Origin of the sequence: Bacteroides faecis MAJ27 (assembly GCF_900106755.1) — a bacterium.
GTDB classification, from domain to species: Bacteria; Bacteroidota; Bacteroidia; order Bacteroidales; family Bacteroidaceae; genus Bacteroides; species Bacteroides faecis.
This window is the reverse complement of record NZ_FNNN01000010.1, coordinates 45,882-64,991: the sequence shown is the minus strand read 5'-3', so window position 1 is coordinate 64,991 and position 19,110 is coordinate 45,882. Positions and strand designations below refer to the sequence as shown.

The window sequence follows — 19,110 nt, the reverse complement described above, 5'->3', positions numbered from 1 at the left end:
TGTTAAAAACTCATTTTCACCGAAGCTGCAAAAGACCGTGAATACGGATAGTCCAATCCACGTTCAGCACGTACAGTAGCAACACGGAATAAATCATTTCCTGAAAGTTCTACACGTAACAGACCGATATGTGCTTTCTTCAACCATTCAGCATTAAAATCATATCCTAAAGTAAGAGAGTTAAATGTCAATACATTATAATCCTGAATAAAACGACTAGTAGGACGAGTTACTGCAACTACCCCATCAGTCTGCAAACGTCCATAAGGAGTACAATCTCCAGGCTTTTGCCAGCGCCCTGTTAATACACGACGGTCTACATTACTACTTTGAATATGTGCATTCTCAACTTTACTTACCAATGTAGAATTATAACGTTGTCCACCAAATTCATACATAAAGGTAGAATAAAGAGAAAATTGCTTCCAACGAAGGTTAAATCCAAAAGTACCCTGGAGTTTTGGCTCTTCGTTTCCAACTACAACTTGGTCAGCCGCATTCCAATCATATGTTATTGTACCGTCAGGACGAAGATAAATTTCCTTACCATCTGCAGGATTGATGCCTAATGATCTAACACCAAAAATAGATGTCAGCGAACCACCTTCTACATACTGCAAGTAAGTCTCACTATATTTTGAATCTCCTTTTCCTGAATCATATTTCGCATACTTTTCTTGTACGCGCTTATTGTATTCTTTCAGACTATCTGAGATCTTAGTTATTTTATTCTCATTATGAGCCATATTCGCAAAAACTGCAACAAACCAATCCTTAGTATTCAATATATTACTTCTCAATTGAATCTCAACACCCTTATTCATCACCTCACCGATATTATCTTTATAAGAAGTAAAACCTGTAGAACTAGGTAATGTAACACTATTAACCAAGTCCACCGTTTTCTTACGATAATATGAAAAATTCATCTGGAGTAGTCCTTTAAACATATCAACATCTAGACCTAAATCCATGTTATGAGTCTTTTCCCAACCCAATCCATTATTTCCCAATGCCATCAATGAAGCTCCTAGACCTGTTTTAAACCAGTTATCTGTTACCACTTTATAAATAGTCTGCGCTTCATAGGGAGAGAAGTCAACCTTACCAGTAATACCGTAAGTTCCACGAATCTTTAGACGGTCCATCCAATCAAACTGTTTCATGAACTTATAATTATGCAAGTTCAAACCAAGACCACCAGAAAAGAAAGGTGCAAAACGTTGATCAGCACCAAACTCTGAGTTTCCGTCGAAGCGTACAGAAACGTCCGCCAAATAAATATTATCAAATGAATAATTGAATGTCCCTAATGCACCAAAAAGACGACTTTTACTATCCGAATTTGAAGGCAATCCAGAGACTTTATTACCATAGCCTGGAGAAGACAATTCGCCAGAAGGAAATCCTTTGTAAGTAATACCAAAGCTATCACCAGTACTTGAAGTAGCATTAATACCTACCAAAAAATTCAGATTGTGCTTCTTTATATTTCTATTATAAGATAAAGTAGCAGTAGCATCCCAACTTAGACTATTGGAAGTAACAATATCCAATTGTCCTGAAACCACATTATTTAAACCTAACAAATCATCATTCTTCTTTGAACGCGGATCAAGAAAAGTACGTGCATCCGAATTTGACTTCGTAACACTAAATTGTCCTTTTAATAACCAGTAACTGTCGATATTCCACAACAATTCTGTATTATTAATCAATTCCCAAGACTTACTACGATCATAATTCTTCAATGTAGCTTCATACAAAGGATTTACTTCTCCTGAACCTCCAGTCCAAGGATAAGTTGTCTCCAAATATCTTCCATTCTCATCCATATATTCATCATATGGCAATTTTGAAGTATAGTCGGAAAAGCTTCCATAAGGAGACTCCTGAGATTTAGTATAAGTATATGAGAAATAGTTTCTTACCTGAAAAGCTCCAAGCCGATAAGATAAAGACAGCCCACCAGCCATACGATCGCGATAAGAACCTTTCATAACGCCTTCTCCACTATTATAAGAAAAGTCTGCTCCCCAGCGCAAATCCTCCGTACCGCCATCTAGATACAAACTATGTTTGTGATTGAATACTGTACGAAGGGGTTTGGATAACCAATAAGTATCAACACCACGAACTACATTGTTCAGTTTTTGGTTATAAAGTGCATCCAAACGACTTTGTTCATTAAAATCCTGTTCTGAATCCGCCTTAAATAAACCAGCTGCAACCTCCGTTTCAAGCTTTTCCCGCGCATTCATCATATTATAATCAGTCAAATCAGGATATTCCAACGTTCCAGTAAAATTATAATCAATATTAACCTTACCAGCTTTCGGAGTAACTGTTGTAATAATAACTACACCATTTGCTGCACGAGAACCATACATAGCAGTAGCGGCAGCATCTTTCAAAATTGTAATACTTGCAATACGGCTAGGGTCCATATCATACAATTTCTGCACACTGATCTCAAAACCATCCATTATAAAAGTCGGAAGGTTAGGATTATTCTTCAATGATGTTTTAGAAAGACTTTGAGCATCCAACTGAGTGGTTCCGATGCCTGAACGTCCACGAATATATAACTCTGGAACATTATTCGGATTCGACCCGGCTAAATTATTCTCTGCAATACGAAAAGAGGGGTCGAACGTTTGCAAAGCTCCCAATACATTCGTTTTGGAAACCGACATCAACTGATCTGCCGTAACCGTCACTGAAGTACCCGTAAAGCTATTCTTGCTAATTTTCGCATATCCGGTTACCACCACCTCTTCCAGCTGCTTGGAATCCGGTTTCAACTTAAAGGTATGAACTTTATCGAGATTCAACTTACCTGTATGTATTTCCAAAGATTGCATACCCACAAAAGAAAGACGAATCGTAGCGTCTCCGTCAGGGAGTCCCAATGAAAAGGCACCGTCTGCATCTGTCATGGTTCCGATGTTTCTCTCTTTTCCGAGTATCAAAACTGTAACTCCCGGCAGTTCACCACCCATATCATCAACCACTCTACCTTCCAAAACACGTGTTTTCTGATCTTTCTTCTTGATGACTACAATACCATCTTTGGTGGCATAAGTGAAACCTTTAGGTGAAAGAACGCGGTCCAGCAATTCTCTCCAAGGCTCGTTAGTAGCTTTTACAGTCACCGGTTCAACTCCTTTAAACATCTTCGAGTTATAAAGCATGTTGATTCCAGCTTTCTGTTTTACCGTGTTTAAAAATGTCTCCATCGGCACATCCTTCAAATCAAGTGTCACTTTCTTCTCATCAGGTGGAAGTGCCCATGCACTGAGAATCATGCTCAATGCAAACAGACATAACATAAAGACTCTTCTTTTCTCCATAATTTTTAATCAAAACTCAATATTACTCATTCTTATATATCAATATATTTCTGCCGTTTATTCTATAGTAGATATCGCCGGTTAGTTCTAAAGCATCCAGGAAAGTGTTGATCGTGCCATATCGCTGTAAGTCGCCACTATATGTCAAGTCGCATAAAGATGCATCCTCATAATAGACATGGACATCATACCAGCGCTCAAAGGTTTTCATGATATCTCCCAGTCGCTTGTTATTGAAAACATACACACCTCTTGCCCAACCGATATATTCATCTACATCGACTGCCCGCTTTTCAATTCCACGGGAAGAAGCAACAGCCTGTTCACCCGGTGCCAACGTAATGATTTTCTGATCAGGTGTGGAGAAGTTTACTTTTCCATATACAAGAGTGGTATAACATGCGTCCGCATCATTGTATGCATTGACATTAAATGCAGTACCGAGCACCGTTACTTCTCCAAAGCGCGTCCGGACAACGAACGGATGTTCCTCGTCTTTCCTCACATCAAAATAAGCCTCTCCTTCCAACGTTACAATTCTGCGTTTTCCGACAAAACGGGCCGGGTAGATCAATTTAGAACCGGCATTCAAATGAACGGTGGTTCCATCAGCAAGAAGGACAGTATTCTCTCCTCCCCGCGGTATAACCAGTTCATTTGACTTGGCCGGACTTTCATCGACGTTTTTTTCTGCGTGTTGTTGTGTTGTGACGGTCGGTCGATACGATAGCACCCCTTTATTATATTTTACTTGGACGCCATCTACTATTACATTTATATCTTTCTTTTGTACATCAATTGTGCTCCCATCGGGTAAGGTCAGCACTGCCTGTTTGCTACCCGGCTCGATTAGTGCAATACGTGCCTTGTTGTCCTCCATTGCCTGATAATGATTCACGGCATAAAAAGAAATTCCCACAGCCAATACTACCATAGCCGCAGCAGCATACCACCACGTCCGGATACGACGTATCTTTCCGTCAGACGGATTTTCTTTTTGTTGAATTTGTTGAAGGAAATGCTCGTAAGCCTTTTCCGATGAATATTCTTTATACTTATTAAAAGAGTCTTTCAGTTCCTCACTATCCTGCAATTTCTCATACACCGTTTTCAGTTCCGGGTGCTCAGATAAACGTTGTTCCAACACCAGCTGCTCTTCGTCGCTTGCATCTCCCAAAAGAGCCTTTTTTATCAAAGAGGCATCCTGATATGTGTTTTCTAACTTTTTCATAATTTTATCTATTTCTAGTGAGATTTTTATCTTTGCTTTACTATAGTTATACATAACGTCTATAAATGGGTGACAAAAAGATGATTATTTTTTAGATGAAGCATTCCTATCGAAGACTTTACAGAGGAAAATCCTATCATTTTATCACTAAACACAGGCAATTCAGAGTGTTTTAACAATAATGTCACTACAGCATAGCAAATAAAAAGCACTAAAGAACGACAATTAGACATCTTAGAAAATATTTGTTTTTTTGGTTGCCGCTATTAAATTCATCCAATATTTAACTTCTTCAGGAGAATCAAAAAACACTTTTCTATTGTCACTTATCACTTTTAAGACTTAGTAGGCTGATATACAACAATTAAAAAGTGACAATAAGAGGTGATAATAGAGTGACAATAAGAAATATTCAGTTTTCTATTGTCACTTTTACCCAAAGATGCTCCTATCAACAAAAGACAATATACTCCCCCAAATAACACATACAACCCCATAAAAGATGCCGGATTTAATAGTCAGCCTTCCGTTCATCAATGTGTTACGAAGCCTCAATTAACATTTTCACATAGTAACAAAACTTCAGTTCACGTACGTGGTCCCATCGGTTCACGCACATAGAGCGACGGGATCACGTACGTAAGCTCAACGAACCACGTACATGAAACAAGAATATGCTATATAGCAAGCACATTAATCAAGCCTTTGCTACATACTAATGTCGCCACCTTGCAGCATTAAACCTGCTGTATTACGGTTCTTATCTTCGAACAATAGAGAGTAAATATGAAAGAATTATCCGGATAGTATCTTAAAAAATCAAAGAAAGCAGGACGGAATAAGTTGAATTGCCCAGCTTTTCACGCAAGAATTTATAGCTGCGGCTCTTTTGGGTTTTAACCGTATTGATACTCACACCTAATTTAGATGCAATCTCATCCCAGGAATGACCTTCAATTCTCAACAAGATGATACGGCGTTGTTCGGCAGGAAGTTCTTCAATATAGAAATAGAGTTGCCGGATGGCCTCCTCTTTTACAGTCAGCGCATAGATCATTTCCTCGTCTTCAAAGTCTTCTTCCGAAGGCAGGGAGCTTAGTATAGAATCACGAATCTGATTGTTACGGATATAGAGTAATGCATTGTTATAGCATGCACGATAAAGATAATTAGTCAGTTCTTTGGAATCGGAGAAGATACGCTTACCTTCCCACACTGAAATAAAAACTTCTTGCACCAGATCTTCCACAGCATCGGATACGGATAAGAATTTGCTGACATAAGAGCACAAAGCAGCATAATAGCGATCATAAAAGTCCCTCCAGATCTTCTTGTCTTTCTGGTTGACTCCTAGCACTATAAAATCATCTTTACCATTCATATGTCCACACAACATTATTCATCAACATGAATACGACTCTCCCTAGATTATTGCAAAAAACTGGTTATAGCATATAGAATCCACAAATATATCTGTTTTTTCAGAATGTCAGTTCACACCCACACATAAAAAAACAGAATTAAAGGGGGATAAAATAAAAAAAGAGCGAATAATTCCGCCCCACCCTTAAAGAATCCCCCATAAATGGGATTCTTTTTTCTGCATCTCAATTTACTTGTTACCTAAAAACTACTTTTTTCCTAATACCTAATCAAACAATCTTTTTCCTAAAAACTAATCTTCTAATTAATACCTTAAAAAAATAATCTAATACCTAATTCTATAAACTAAAACTACTCTTTTCCTTTTGTTATTACCTTTTTTCTAATACCTAAAAATATAAGTAGTTCCACAACTACGATGCAAAGGTAGAGGTGTTTTGGAAAACAACAAGAACTTTTATGCTAAAAAACATCTTTTCCCTTGTTTTTTTGACTTATGTCAAGAAGAAGGGGGAAGATCGAATGCAAAAGACATATCTGACCACAAGTTTTACACTATTTTTGCCGGAACAATCATTTCACATTCTATTTCGTCAAATAATCCTGCACGTTTTCATGTGACAAAAAGAAAGTCTGACGCATCAAAGCAAAGCACATACTTAGCATTTTGAAAGAATTCACAGACTCATCGCACCACATACAAGCCAGATTACAATACATTCTGCATATTTCTAATTCAAAATTACGGCGTTTTTTAGAATCATCTCCGCCTCCTCCCCGAAATTTCGGAAGCAAAAACAGGCAGAAGACACATTTCTCGCAACTTTTCCGTAACTTTGCAGCGTTTGATAATAAATAAGGTAGAATGGATTTTAAGTACGACGTTATTGTAATTGGTGGCGGACATGCCGGTTGCGAAGCAGCAGCCGCTGCTGCAAATTTAGGTTCCAAGACTTGCCTCATCACGATGGACATGAACAAGATCGGGCAGATGAGTTGCAACCCCGCAGTAGGAGGAATCGCCAAAGGACAAATAGTACGTGAAATAGATGCACTGGGCGGACAGATGGGATTGGTGACGGACGAAACCGCCATACAGTTCCGAATCCTGAACCGTTCGAAAGGACCGGCCATGTGGAGCCCCCGCGCTCAATGCGACCGTGCCAAGTTTATCTGGTCATGGCGTGAAAGGCTGGAAAACACCCCCAACCTTCATATCTGGCAGGACACTGTGAGCGAACTGCTCGTCGAGAACGGCGAAGTAACCGGCCTCGTTACCCTCTGGGGTGTCACATTCAAAGCGAAATGCATCGTACTGACGGCAGGAACTTTCCTGAACGGACTGATGCACGTAGGTCGTCACCAACTACCGGGCGGCAGAATGGCAGAACCCGCCTCTTACCAACTGACAGAATCCATCGCCCGACATGGCATTGCCTACGGAAGAATGAAAACCGGTACACCGGTACGAATCGACGCCCGCAGCGTCCATTTCGATCTGATGGATACGCAGGACGGAGAATGTGACTTCCATAAGTTCTCATTCATGAATACCAGTACGCGTCATCTGAAGCAACTGCAATGCTGGACCTGCTATACCAACGAAGAGGTACACCGGATTCTGCGCGAAGGACTTCCGGATTCACCCCTGTTCAACGGACAAATTCAAAGCATCGGCCCCCGCTATTGCCCCAGCATCGAAACCAAGATTGTCACCTTCCCCGATAAAGAACAACATCAGCTATTCCTCGAACCCGAAGGAGAAACAACACAGGAATTATACCTGAACGGATTCTCTTCTTCTCTTCCGATGGATATTCAGATAGCCGCATTGAAAAAGATTCCGGCATTCAGGGACATCGTCATCTATCGCCCCGGATATGCAATTGAATATGACTACTTCGACCCTACGCAATTAAAACATTCGCTGGAATCGAAGATTATCAGAAATCTGTTCTTTGCCGGACAAGTGAACGGAACGACCGGTTACGAAGAAGCCGGAGGCCAAGGACTGATTGCCGGAATCAATGCCCACATCAACTGCCACGGCGGAGAAGCCTTCACGCTGGCACGTGATGAAGCATATATCGGTGTATTAATTGACGACCTGGTAACAAAAGGAGTAGACGAACCTTACCGTATGTTCACCTCGCGTGCCGAATACCGCATTCTTCTCCGCATGGATGACGCTGACATGAGACTGACCGAAAGGGCTTACCGCCTCGGACTGGCTAAGGAGGATCGTTACCAGCTGATGAAAAGCAAAAAGGAGGCATTGGATCAGATTGTAGATTTCGCAAAAAACTATTCGATGAAACCGGCATTAATTAATGATGCACTCGAAAAGTTAGGAACGACTCCCCTACGCCAAGGATGCAAATTGATCGAAGTCCTCAACCGTCCGCAAATTACGATTGAGAATATCGCAGAACATGTCCCCGCCTTCCAACGAGAATTAGAAAAAGCAACCGCTGCAGATTCCGACCGCAAAGAAGAGATTCTGGAAGCGGCAGAAATACTGATCAAATATCAAGGCTATATTGACAGAGAACGAATGATAGCAGAAAAGCTGGCACGCCTCGAAAGCATCAAGATCAAAGGCAAATTTGATTATGCTTCCATTCAGTCGCTATCCACGGAAGCTCGTCAAAAGCTAGTGAAGATTGATCCGGAAACCATCGCGCAAGCGAGCCGGATTCCGGGAGTATCGCCTAGCGACATCAACGTGTTACTGGTACTTTGCGGACGATAAGCGGCAACGTTTCACGTGAAACAAAGCATTTAAAGAAACGAGATAAATCAATGATTATGAGCAAAGAAACGCTAATTAAAAGCATCCGGGAAATTCCGGATTTTCCGATTCCCGGAATCCTTTTCTACGATGTCACCACTCTGTTTAAAGACCCTTGGTGCTTGCAAGAATTATCAAACATTATGTTTGAGATGTACAAGGATAAAGGTATCACCAAAGTAGTAGGTATAGAGTCAAGGGGATTCATCATGGGCCCTATCCTGGCTACCCGACTGAACGCGGGTTTTATCCCCATCCGTAAACCGGGCAAACTTCCCGCAGAGGTAATCGAGGAAAGTTACGACAAAGAATACGGTAAGGACACGGTGCAGATACACAAGGATGCACTCGATGAAAACGACGTTGTTTTACTACACGACGATCTGCTGGCAACAGGAGGAACAATGAAAGCAGCCTGCGAACTCGTGAAAAAATTGAAGCCTAAAAAGGTATATGTAAACTTCATCATCGAGCTAAAAGACTTAAACGGTAAATCCATGTTCGGAGATGACGTAGAAGTAGAATCCGTATTGACTTTATAAACAAATTGCTTATATTTGCAGGGCGTAGAAAAACTACGCCCTTTTTATTTCCCGCTATTTCATCTATAACGATTATGAATACAAAACCGGAGACCAAGACGAATGAATATCTGAAAGGTATTGTAAGCAACCTGCCTGAAAAGCCGGGAGTCTATCAGTATCTGAACACCGAAGGCACGATTATATACGTTGGAAAGGCTAAAAACCTGAAGAAAAGGGTTTATTCGTACTTCAGCAAAGAGCATGAACCCGGAAAGACACGGGTATTGGTCAGCAAGATTGCCGATATCCGCTACATCGTAGTCAACACCGAGGAAGATGCGTTATTGCTGGAAAACAACCTGATCAAGAAATACAAACCCCGCTACAACGTACTGCTGAAGGATGACAAGACCTACCCCTCCATTTGTGTGCAGAACGAGTACTTTCCCCGGGTTTTCAGAACCCGGAAGATCATCAGAAACGGTTCTTCTTATTATGGTCCATACAGTCACATTCCCTCCATGTACGCACTGCTCGATCTGATTAAGCATCTATATCCGCTGCGTACCTGCACTCTGAATCTCTCTCCGGAGAATATACGGGCGGGAAAGTTCAAGGTTTGCCTGGAATATCATATCAAGAAGTGCGCAGGTCCATGCGTCGGACTACAGTCCCAAGACGATTATCTTAAAAACATCGATGAAATCAAGGAGATTTTAAAGGGAAATACTCAGGATATCAGCCGTATGCTGCTGGAGAAGATGCAGGAACTGGCTGGTGAGATGAAATTTGAGGAGGCCCAGAAGATTAAGGAGAAGTATCTGTTGATAGAAAATTATCGGGCTAAGTCCGAGGTGGTAAGTTCGGTGCTACACAATATCGACGTTTTCTCCATCGAAGAGGACGATTCAAATTCGGCGTTCGTCAACTATCTGCATATTACGAATGGTGCCATCAATCAGGCATTCACTTTTGAGTATAAGAAGAAGCTGAATGAATCGAAAGAAGAGTTGCTGACGTTGGGCATTATTGAGATGCGGGAACGTTATAAGAGTCATTCACGAGAGATTATTGTTCCTTTTGAGCTCGATCTGGAGTTGAATAATGTCGTTTTCACCGTTCCTCAACGGGGAGACAAGAAGAAATTGCTCGATCTTTCTATCTTAAACGTGAAGCAATATAAGGCCGACCGATTGAAACAGGCTGAGAAACTGAATCCCGAACAGCGCAGCATGCGTCTGCTGAAGGAGATACAGAGTGAACTGCATTTGGACAAGCCGCCTTTGCAGATCGAGTGTTTCGATAACTCGAATATACAGGGATCAGATGCCGTAGCGGCCTGCGTGGTATTCAAAAAGGCGAAGCCATCGAAGAAAGATTACCGCAAATACAATATCAAGACGGTTGTAGGACCCGATGATTATGCTTCGATGAAAGAGGTGGTCAGGCGCCGTTATCAGCGCGCTATCGAAGAGAGTTCTCCTCTCCCCGACCTGATTATTACCGATGGTGGTAAAGGACAAATGGAGGTCGTCAGAGAGGTGATCGAGGATGAATTGCATCTGAATATTCCAATTGCAGGTTTGGCTAAGGATAATAAGCATCGCACGTCAGAACTGCTTTTCGGATTTCCCGCACAGACGATTGGAATTAAGCAGCAAAGTTCTTTATTCCGTCTGCTGACGCAGATTCAAGATGAAGTACACCGCTTTGCGATTACTTTCCACCGTGATAAGCGCAGTAAACGGCAGGTTGCATCGGCTCTGGACACGATAAAAGGCATTGGAGAAAAGACCAAAACAGCCCTATTAAAGGAGTTTAAGAGCGTAAAACGAATCAAAGAGGCATCCCTTGAGGAGATCGCAAAGGTCATAGGAGAGGCGAAGGCTCAGACCGTAAAAGAAGGGCTGTAATAAGTATTAGGTATTAACCGTAGCTGTCATTCTGAGTCCTCATCACTGTACAAGAATGAATGCACAATAAGTCACCGTGACAAGCATCAGGAATGACTGGTTGTTGGGGATATAGTTCCAACGTGCAGGACATATAGATCCAATGTACAGCGTATATAGATCCAATGTACAGGGCATATATAGTGTGTGCATTGGATGTTATACTTCTTCTCCTGTGCGCACAAAGAGGAGATTCTTCCTCCCACAGATCGTCTGAATGACAGATAGACATGCTTCTGCACAACAAATAGACACGCTGAATGACAACTACGGTTAATACCTAATACTTATCCTATAATATTTCCCTTCAATCCATCGTTTTCTCTTCTTAATTTCGTAAATTTGCCTTTCGTAACATTCAATAAAATAGAGAAAATATCAATGAGAATAGTTGTACAAAGAGTAAGTCACGCATCAGTAACCATCGAAGGACACTGCAAGTCCTCCATTGGGAAAGGAATGCTGATATTGGTCGGAATTGAAGAATCCGACGGGCAGGAAGATATAGACTGGCTCTGCAAAAAGATAGTAAATCTGCGCATTTTTGACGATGAAAACGGAGTAATGAATAAATCCATTCTGGAAGATGGAGGCGAAATTCTGGTGATCAGCCAGTTCACATTGCATGCCTCTACCAAGAAAGGTAACCGTCCGTCATACATCAAAGCTGCCAAACCGGAGATCTCTATCCCACTCTACGAACAGTTCTGCAAAGACCTGAGCGGGGCATTGGGCAAAGAAATAGGCACAGGAACGTTCGGAGCCGACATGAAAGTTGAACTTTTAAATGATGGCCCTGTTACTATATGCATGGATACCAAGAATAAAGAGTGAAACCTTACTCAATTATCAAACAAATAATCATAAATCAACAGCAATTATGACTCTGGAAGAAGCTCAAAAAGAGGTAGACAAATGGATAAAGACATACGGCGTCCGCTACTTCAGCGAATTGACCAATATGGCTGTACTGACCGAAGAAGTCGGAGAACTGGCCCGCGTCATGGCCCGCAAATACGGCGACCAGTCCTTCAAAGCAGGCGAAAAAGACAACCTTGACGAAGAAATAGCTGACATCTTATGGGTGCTCCTATGCATCGCCAACCAGACAGGGGTAGACGTCACCAAAGCCTTCCGGGAAAGTCTGGAAAAGAAAACGAAACGAGATAATAAAAGACATATCAATAACCCAAAACTGAACGATCATGGAAGAGAATAGCTCACAATCCAACAAGTATGATGCCGCATTGGCAAAGTATAACACCAATCTGAGCGATGCAGACATACAGGCTCGGGTGGCTGACCTGATTGAAAAGAAAGTGCCGGAGAACAATACGGAAGAAGTCAAAAAACTCCTGTTCAACTGTATCGACCTGACTACACTGAACAGCACGGACAGCGATGAAAGCGTGATGCATTTCACTGAAAAAGTGAATGAGTTCGACAATGAATTTCCCGATATGAAGAACGTTGCCGCTATCTGCGTATATCCCAATTTTGCGGATATTGTAAAAAATACGCTGCAAGTAGACGGCATCAACATCGCTTGCGTTTCGGGCGGATTCCCTTCCTCGCAGACTTTCATTGAGGTGAAAGTAGCGGAAACAGCACTGGCTATCGCCGACGGTGCAGACGAAATAGATATCGTGATCTCGATAGGCAAATTCCTGAGCGGTGACTACGAAACAATGTGCGAAGAAATCCAGGAATTAAAGGAAGTCTGCAAGGAACGCCACCTCAAAGTTATCCTCGAAACAGGAGCTTTGAAAACAGCTTCCAACATCAAGAAAGCCTCTATCCTATCCATGTATTCAGGCGCGGATTTCATCAAGACATCGACCGGAAAGCAGCAGCCTGCCGCCACTCCGGAAGCCGCTTATGTAATGTGCGAAGCAATCAAGGAATACTATCAGAAAATAAATAACAAGATCGGTTTCAAACCGGCAGGAGGAATCAATACAGTCAATGATGCCATTATTTATTACACTATCGTGAAAGAAATATTAGGCGAAGAATGGCTGAACAACCGACTGTTCCGTCTGGGAACCAGCCGCCTGGCAAATCTTCTCCTTTCTGACATCAAGGGCGAAGAGATCAAGTTCTTCTAAGGAATTACATTAGCAATCAAATATGCCTTACCGCGCTTCATTTTCCGTTCATACGGGAAGAAGTGCGGTATTTTTTATCTAATAAAAACTAAAGATACTTATAGGGAAAAATCATTATTTTCATTACCTTTGTCATAAAGGTAGCTATAGTAATATAGCTAACCTACTGTATTAGAGAACGTTTCTTTTATTACCTGATTCCTGGAATTCGGCAAAATTCAAAGTTATGAATGGTAATAAGCAAACGGGTCTCACGCACCTTCATGTATATACTTTTGTTATATATCGAACGGAGCGTGAGACTGTTGCTTATATGTCGTCATAACGGTTTGCCGAAACCCCAGGAAAAGACATATTGCAGCAGTTCTCACGCTTTTTTTAGTTAACCATAAGTGATAAAGAGTATAAAATGAAGTTACACACAAAGAGTTTACGTTTTAACCATAACCCCTTAAACCTGATACTCGGTGCCAGAAGAAAACAAGGACTGCGCATCGGCTATATGGAAGCTGCATTAAACGGCTTCTATCTCAACTGCATAAAAACCGGAGTACATCCGCAGCAACTAGCCCAACTGCTATCGGAGAAATTCCATTGTATAGACACCATTTCTTCCAGCCAGTTATTTCTGTTTCTCATCAACGAAGGAAACAGGTCTTCATACGCTATCATGCTCCCCTATTTGCTCTCTACAGAGAACTTACAGCAGTTTGAAAACACCATCCGCGAACGCTTCTATGGAATAGACCGCTTCATTCAGCAAGGCAGAAATCTATACAATTTCAAAGAGTATATAGAAGAAAGAGGAGATCCGATTGTATGGATTAATGACTTGGAGAGAGGGGTTATCGGATGGGATATGGCACAAGTAGTCGGGCTGGCACGGGCTGCCAAAGACTGCGGTTACATCTCCAGAGAACAAGCTTGGGAATACATCGAACAAGCAAGCGCAGCGTGTGCCGAAATCCTCCGCACACCGGAAGAAATAGACAAGAGTTTCCTCATCGGAGGAGCGATGAAATCGAATAAAATAGAAGATTGGGAGGAATTAATCCTATGCTACTCTCTTCTCAGAAACAGCAGAGAGTAGTTATTTCTCACGGTCGACCACATAGTCCAGATAAGTCCGGAGGGCCACACAGATATTGGATTCAGGCAGAGAAGCCAGCAAATCAAATGCTTTCTTTTTATATTGTTCTATGATCCGACAGGCATATTCAATACCGCCATTCTCCTTGGTAAATTGAATCAGACGAACAATTTCATCGGGAGTAGCCGTACCTTCCTTCACCTTCAACGCTGTTTGCTCCGCCCATTCATCTTTCGTAGTATTCAATGCATACAGGACAGGCAGCGTCAGCTTACCTTCAAGCATGTCATTACCGGTCGGCTTACCGATTTTCTTGCTATCAAAGTAGTCGAAAATATCATCTTTAATCTGGAAGCAGATGCCGATATATTCACCCAGCAGACGGGCAAAAGCAACTTCTTCTTCCCCCACCTCTACCGACAGGGCAGCCGCCTCGGCACAAGCAGCGAAAAGTGCCGCCGTTTTTTTACGTATTACATCAAAATAAACTTCCTCCGAGAAGCTATGATTACTTACATTCGAAAGTTGAAGCAACTCTCCTTCAGCAAGCTTCTGCCCCAGCGAGGATACCAGACGGATAATCTTATAATTATTGGTCTGCTCGGCATGCACCAGACTGGTAGCCAAAAGATAATCACCCGCCAGTACAGATACCTTATTATTGAAAACAGCATTCACCGAAAGCTGGCCGCGACGTTCGGTGCTCTCGTCGACTACGTCGTCGTGCACCAGACTGGCCGTATGAAGCAACTCCAAAGAGACTGCCGCATGAAGAGTAGCAGGAGAAACAGCACTATAAAGACGTGCCACCAATAGGACAAGAATAGGACGCATCATCTTACCATTCCTCTTGCGTATATGAGTTATTACGCTATCGAGCAATGCGTTCGAATCAGAAAGAGGGCTATCAAAAAGATCCTTAAAATCCTCCAGCTCCGCTTCAATCGGGGTTTTGATAAGTGAGATACTATCCATTCATAACACTATTTGAGCACAAAAGTAATAATAAAACGCTTAATACGGTATTTTTTTGTACTTTTACCATGAAAAATTAATTAAATCTATGGAGTCAGACAATAAATTATTTCTTTTAGACGCTTATGCACTGATATATCGGGCTTATTACGCCTTTATCAAGAATCCCAGAATCAACTCCAAAGGGTTCAATACTTCAGCCATTCTCGGCTTTGTCAATACCCTCGAAGAGGTGCTGAAAAAAGAGAACCCGTCACATATAGGAGTAGCCTTCGACCCCTCCGGCCCTACTTTCCGCCACGAAGCTTTCGAACAATATAAAGCCCAGCGCGAAGAAACACCGGAAGCCATCCGCCTCTCCGTACCTATTATAAAGGAGATCATACACGCTTACCGCATCCCGATTCTGGAAGTGGCAGGCTACGAGGCCGATGACGTGATCGGGACCCTCGCCACAGAAGCCGGGCGCCAAGGCATCACTACTTATATGATGACCCCTGACAAGGACTACGGTCAGCTGGTGACAGACAATGTATTCATGTACCGCCCCAAACATACGGGAGGCTTTGAAGTGATGGGCATCGAAGAAGTGAAAGCGAAATTCGATATCCAGTCACCCGCACAAGTGATCGATATGCTCGGACTGATGGGCGACTCTTCCGACAATATCCCGGGCTGCCCCGGTGTCGGTGAAAAGACCGCTCAAAAACTAATCGCCGAATTCGGAAGCATCGAGAATCTGCTGGAACATACCGACCAACTGAAAGGAGCGTTGAAAACCAAAGTGGAAACAAACAAGGAACTGATCACTTTTTCCAAATTCCTCGCCACGATCAAGATCGATGTTCCCATCCAACTAGAAATGGACAAGCTCGTCCGCGAACAAGCAGACGAGGATTCACTCCGCCGGATTTTTGAAGAACTGGAATTCCGGACACTTATCGACCGGGTACTGAAAAAGGAAAGTTCAAAAGGTGGAGTAACTATGCCCACCGGAAACAAAACGGTAACCCCTCAAAGTGCCCCCTCTCCTCTTCCTCTTTTTCCCGAAGAAGGAGGAGCCATCCAAGGCGATTTATTTGCGAATTTTACGGGCAACGAGGCAGGCGAAGCGAAAAAATCGAATCTAGAGACGTTAGAAACACTTAACTGCAATTACCAACTCATTGATACAGAGAAGAAAAGAAGCGAAATTATTCAAAAGTTACTTACATCGAAAATTCTCTCGTTAGACACGGAGACCACAGGAACAGAACCAATGGATGCCGAACTGGTCGGAATGAGTTTCTCTATAACCGAAAATCAGGCCTTTTATGTTCCGGTCCCCGACAATCGTGATGAAGCGTTAAAAATAGTCAATGAGTTTCGACCGGTCTTCGAAAATGAGAATTCCCTGAAAGTCGGACAAAATATCAAGTACGACATGATCGTTCTTGAAAATTACGGAGTGCAGGTGAAAGGTGCACTCTTCGATACGATGATCGCCCACTATGTTCTTCAACCGGAACTTCGTCACGGAATGGACTATCTGGCAGAAATCTATCTTCACTATCAGACTATTCACATCGACGAACTGATAGGTCCGAAAGGAAAGAATCAGAAAAACATGCGCGATCTCGACCCGAAGGATGTCTACCGTTACGCATGCGAAGATGCAGACGTAACGCTGAAACTTAAAAATGTGCTGGAGAAGGAACTGAAAGAGAACGATGCCGAACGTTTGTTTTACGATATCGAAATGCCGCTCGTACCGGTATTGGTCAACATAGAACGAAACGGAGTGTTGCTGGATACAGATGCGCTCAAACAATCGTCTGTCCATTTCACCGCCCAGATGCAGCGCATCGAACAAGAGATTTACGAACTGGCGGGCGAAACCTTCAATATCGCTTCGCCCAAACAAGTCGGCGAGGTACTGTTTGACAAACTGAAGATCATAGAAAAAGCAAAGAAGACCAAAACCGGTCAGTACGTCACCTCGGAAGAAGTGCTCGAAAGTCTCCGGCACAAACATCCCGTAGTAGAAAAAATACTGGAACATCGCGGATTGAAAAAACTGCTGGGAACGTATATAGATGCACTTCCCCAACTGATTAACCCACGTACGGGACGGGTACACACATCCTTCAACCAGACTGTAACCTCTACCGGACGCCTCAGTTCGAGCAACCCGAACCTGCAGAATATTCCTATCCGCGACGAGAACGGCAAAGAAATCCGCAAGGCATTCATTCCGGACGAAGGCTGTCTTTTCTTCTCTGCCGACTATTCGCAGATAGAACTCCGTATCATGGCACATCTCAGCGAAGACAAAAATATGATCGATGCCTTCCTCAGCAATCATGATATCCATGCGGCAACAGCTGCCAAAATATATAAGATAGACCTGAAAGACGTCGACTCTGACATGCGCCGCAAGGCGAAAACCGCCAACTTCGGTATCATCTACGGCATCTCCGTATTCGGACTTGCCGAACGTATGAACGTAGACCGGAAAGAAGCCAAGGAACTGATCGACGGTTACTTCGAAACTTATCCAAGCGTCAAGGCTTATATGGATAAAAGCATCCAGGTAGCTCAGGAAAAAGGGTATGTAGAAACGATTTTCCACCGGAAACGCTTCTTGCCCGATATCAACTCACGAAATGCAGTTGTACGCGGCTATGCAGAACGAAATGCCATCAACGCACCAATTCAGGGAAGTGCCGCAGATATCATAAAAGTAGCAATGGCACGTATTTATCAGCGTTTCCAGACAGAAGGCATACAGGCCAAAATGATACTCCAAGTGCATGATGAATTGAACTTCAGTGTACCGGTGAACGAAAAAGAACGGGTAGAAGAGATCGTCATTGAGGAAATGGAAAATGCATACCGCATGCATGTCCCCCTGAAAGCAGATTGCGGATGGGGCAAAAACTGGCTCGAAGCACACTAAAACAATGTTTATCCTACTATAGCAAAGCAGGGCTGAACAGCCAAATAAAGGAAAGAATGAGTTATAACATTATTTAACCCATTATCCAGAAAGCAAGAAAAAGGTTCACTTCCTCAACGAAGTGCTCCGTTCTATATCCGGCAGGTTGACTGCCGGATATTTTTTTGTCACCAATCTTGGCAAAAAGCAAGATAGTTTTCCAGTCGACATCTGACATTTTGATATTATTTCAGCTTTATATTTGCATAAATACCGGATAAATATATAACTTTGCAGCATAATACAAGAGTATTAATAGACAAATGAAAGTATAATTCTAAAATCAAATAGCCATGAAAACAAAAGTATCTTTAAAAATGTATGTTCTATCTGTAGTTCTTCTGATAACCTCTTTTGTTGCTTCTGCACGTAGTTATGATGGTCAGCTGGTTTATAATCCGGTAGAAGAAAATGGAGTAATGGTAGGTCAGACTGTTTACAAGATGAACGGAAACACACTTGCCAACTATATGAAATACAACTATAAGTACGACGACAATAAGCGCATGATTGAAAGCGAGACCTTGAAATGGAACAGTACTAAAGAAGAATGGGAAAAAGATCTCCGTATCCAATATGCTTATAAGGGAAAAACTGTAACGACCAATTACTATAAATGGAACACCAAGAAACGTGCTTACGTATTAGTTCCGGAGATGACAGTAACCATGGACAATACTAATTTGTAACAGCATTTTTTTAACAATATACTCTCTCATTCTAATA

General features: G+C 42.2%; 13 protein-coding genes. 9 read left to right on the top strand and 4 right to left on the bottom strand.

The features are described 5' to 3' along the window. Nucleotides 1–2: 2 nt before the first annotated feature. The 3 genes from BLW31_RS10510 to BLW31_RS10500 all read right to left on the bottom strand — a co-directional run bounded on the left by BLW31_RS10510 (nucleotide 3) and on the right by BLW31_RS10500 (nucleotide 5,965). Nucleotides 3–3,332: a TonB-dependent receptor gene (locus BLW31_RS10510; RefSeq protein ID WP_010536013.1), complete on the bottom strand. Its 3,330-nt coding sequence runs from the start codon at nucleotides 3,330–3,332 to the stop codon at nucleotides 3–5. 43 nt (nucleotides 3,333–3,375) lie between these two features. Beyond that, complete coding sequence (locus BLW31_RS10505) at nucleotides 3,376–4,584, bottom strand: FecR family protein (RefSeq protein WP_010536012.1); 1,209 nt, start codon at nucleotides 4,582–4,584, stop codon at nucleotides 3,376–3,378. 811 nt (nucleotides 4,585–5,395) lie between these two features. Beyond that, nucleotides 5,396–5,965: an RNA polymerase sigma-70 factor gene (locus tag BLW31_RS10500; protein WP_010536011.1), complete on the bottom strand. Its 570-nt coding sequence runs from the start codon at nucleotides 5,963–5,965 to the stop codon at nucleotides 5,396–5,398. Between the two features lie 867 nt (nucleotides 5,966–6,832). Here BLW31_RS10500 and mnmG point away from each other — a divergent pair. The 7 genes from mnmG (at nucleotide 6,833) to BLW31_RS10460 (ending at nucleotide 14,432) form a co-directional block, all read left to right on the top strand. Continuing rightward, nucleotides 6,833–8,719, top strand: a complete 1,887-nt coding sequence (gene mnmG / locus BLW31_RS10490; RefSeq protein ID WP_010536009.1) for a tRNA uridine-5-carboxymethylaminomethyl(34) synthesis enzyme MnmG — start codon at nucleotides 6,833–6,835, stop codon at nucleotides 8,717–8,719. Nucleotides 8,720–8,769: 50 nt separating this feature from the next. Continuing rightward, the gene (locus BLW31_RS10485; RefSeq protein ID WP_010536008.1) at nucleotides 8,770–9,300 is read left to right on the top strand and encodes an adenine phosphoribosyltransferase; all 531 of its coding nucleotides are present in this window, start codon (nucleotides 8,770–8,772) and stop codon (nucleotides 9,298–9,300) included. Between the two features lie 74 nt (nucleotides 9,301–9,374). Next, nucleotides 9,375–11,195 (top strand): excinuclease ABC subunit UvrC, encoded by a 1,821-nt coding sequence (uvrC, locus tag BLW31_RS10480; protein WP_010536007.1) that lies wholly within the window; start codon nucleotides 9,375–9,377, stop codon nucleotides 11,193–11,195. A gap of 420 nt (nucleotides 11,196–11,615) precedes the next feature. After that, nucleotides 11,616–12,068 (top strand): D-aminoacyl-tRNA deacylase, encoded by a 453-nt coding sequence (gene dtd / locus BLW31_RS10475; RefSeq protein WP_010536006.1) that lies wholly within the window; start codon nucleotides 11,616–11,618, stop codon nucleotides 12,066–12,068. Nucleotides 12,069–12,114: 46 nt separating this feature from the next. Further along, nucleotides 12,115–12,453 carry a nucleotide pyrophosphohydrolase gene (locus BLW31_RS10470; RefSeq protein ID WP_010536005.1) on the top strand — a complete coding sequence of 113 codons (339 nt, stop codon included), beginning with the start codon at nucleotides 12,115–12,117 and terminating at the stop codon, nucleotides 12,451–12,453. Continuing rightward, entirely contained in the window at nucleotides 12,440–13,342 is a 903-nt protein-coding gene (gene deoC, locus BLW31_RS10465; RefSeq protein ID WP_010536004.1) for a deoxyribose-phosphate aldolase, read from the top strand. The genes BLW31_RS10470 and deoC overlap by 14 nt, the downstream gene beginning before the upstream one ends. Before the next feature lie 409 nt (nucleotides 13,343–13,751). Further along, nucleotides 13,752–14,432 carry a DUF1266 domain-containing protein gene (locus tag BLW31_RS10460; RefSeq protein ID WP_010536003.1) on the top strand — a complete coding sequence of 227 codons (681 nt, stop codon included), beginning with the start codon at nucleotides 13,752–13,754 and terminating at the stop codon, nucleotides 14,430–14,432. Here BLW31_RS10460 and BLW31_RS10455 read toward each other — a convergent pair whose 3' ends face one another. Then, on the bottom strand, nucleotides 14,433–15,407 hold the full coding sequence (locus tag BLW31_RS10455; RefSeq protein WP_010536002.1) for a polyprenyl synthetase family protein: 975 nt from the start codon (nucleotides 15,405–15,407) through the stop codon (nucleotides 14,433–14,435). It lies immediately after the preceding gene. Between the two features lie 88 nt (nucleotides 15,408–15,495). Between BLW31_RS10455 and polA the strand changes: the two genes are divergently transcribed. Further along, entirely contained in the window at nucleotides 15,496–18,345 is a 2,850-nt protein-coding gene (polA, locus tag BLW31_RS10450; protein WP_010536001.1) for a DNA polymerase I, read from the top strand. Between the two features lie 332 nt (nucleotides 18,346–18,677). After that, a complete protein-coding gene (locus BLW31_RS10440) occupies nucleotides 18,678–19,073 on the top strand; it encodes a DUF3836 domain-containing protein (RefSeq protein ID WP_022301779.1) in 396 nt (131 codons plus the stop codon). Nucleotides 19,074–19,110 lie beyond the last annotated feature (37 nt).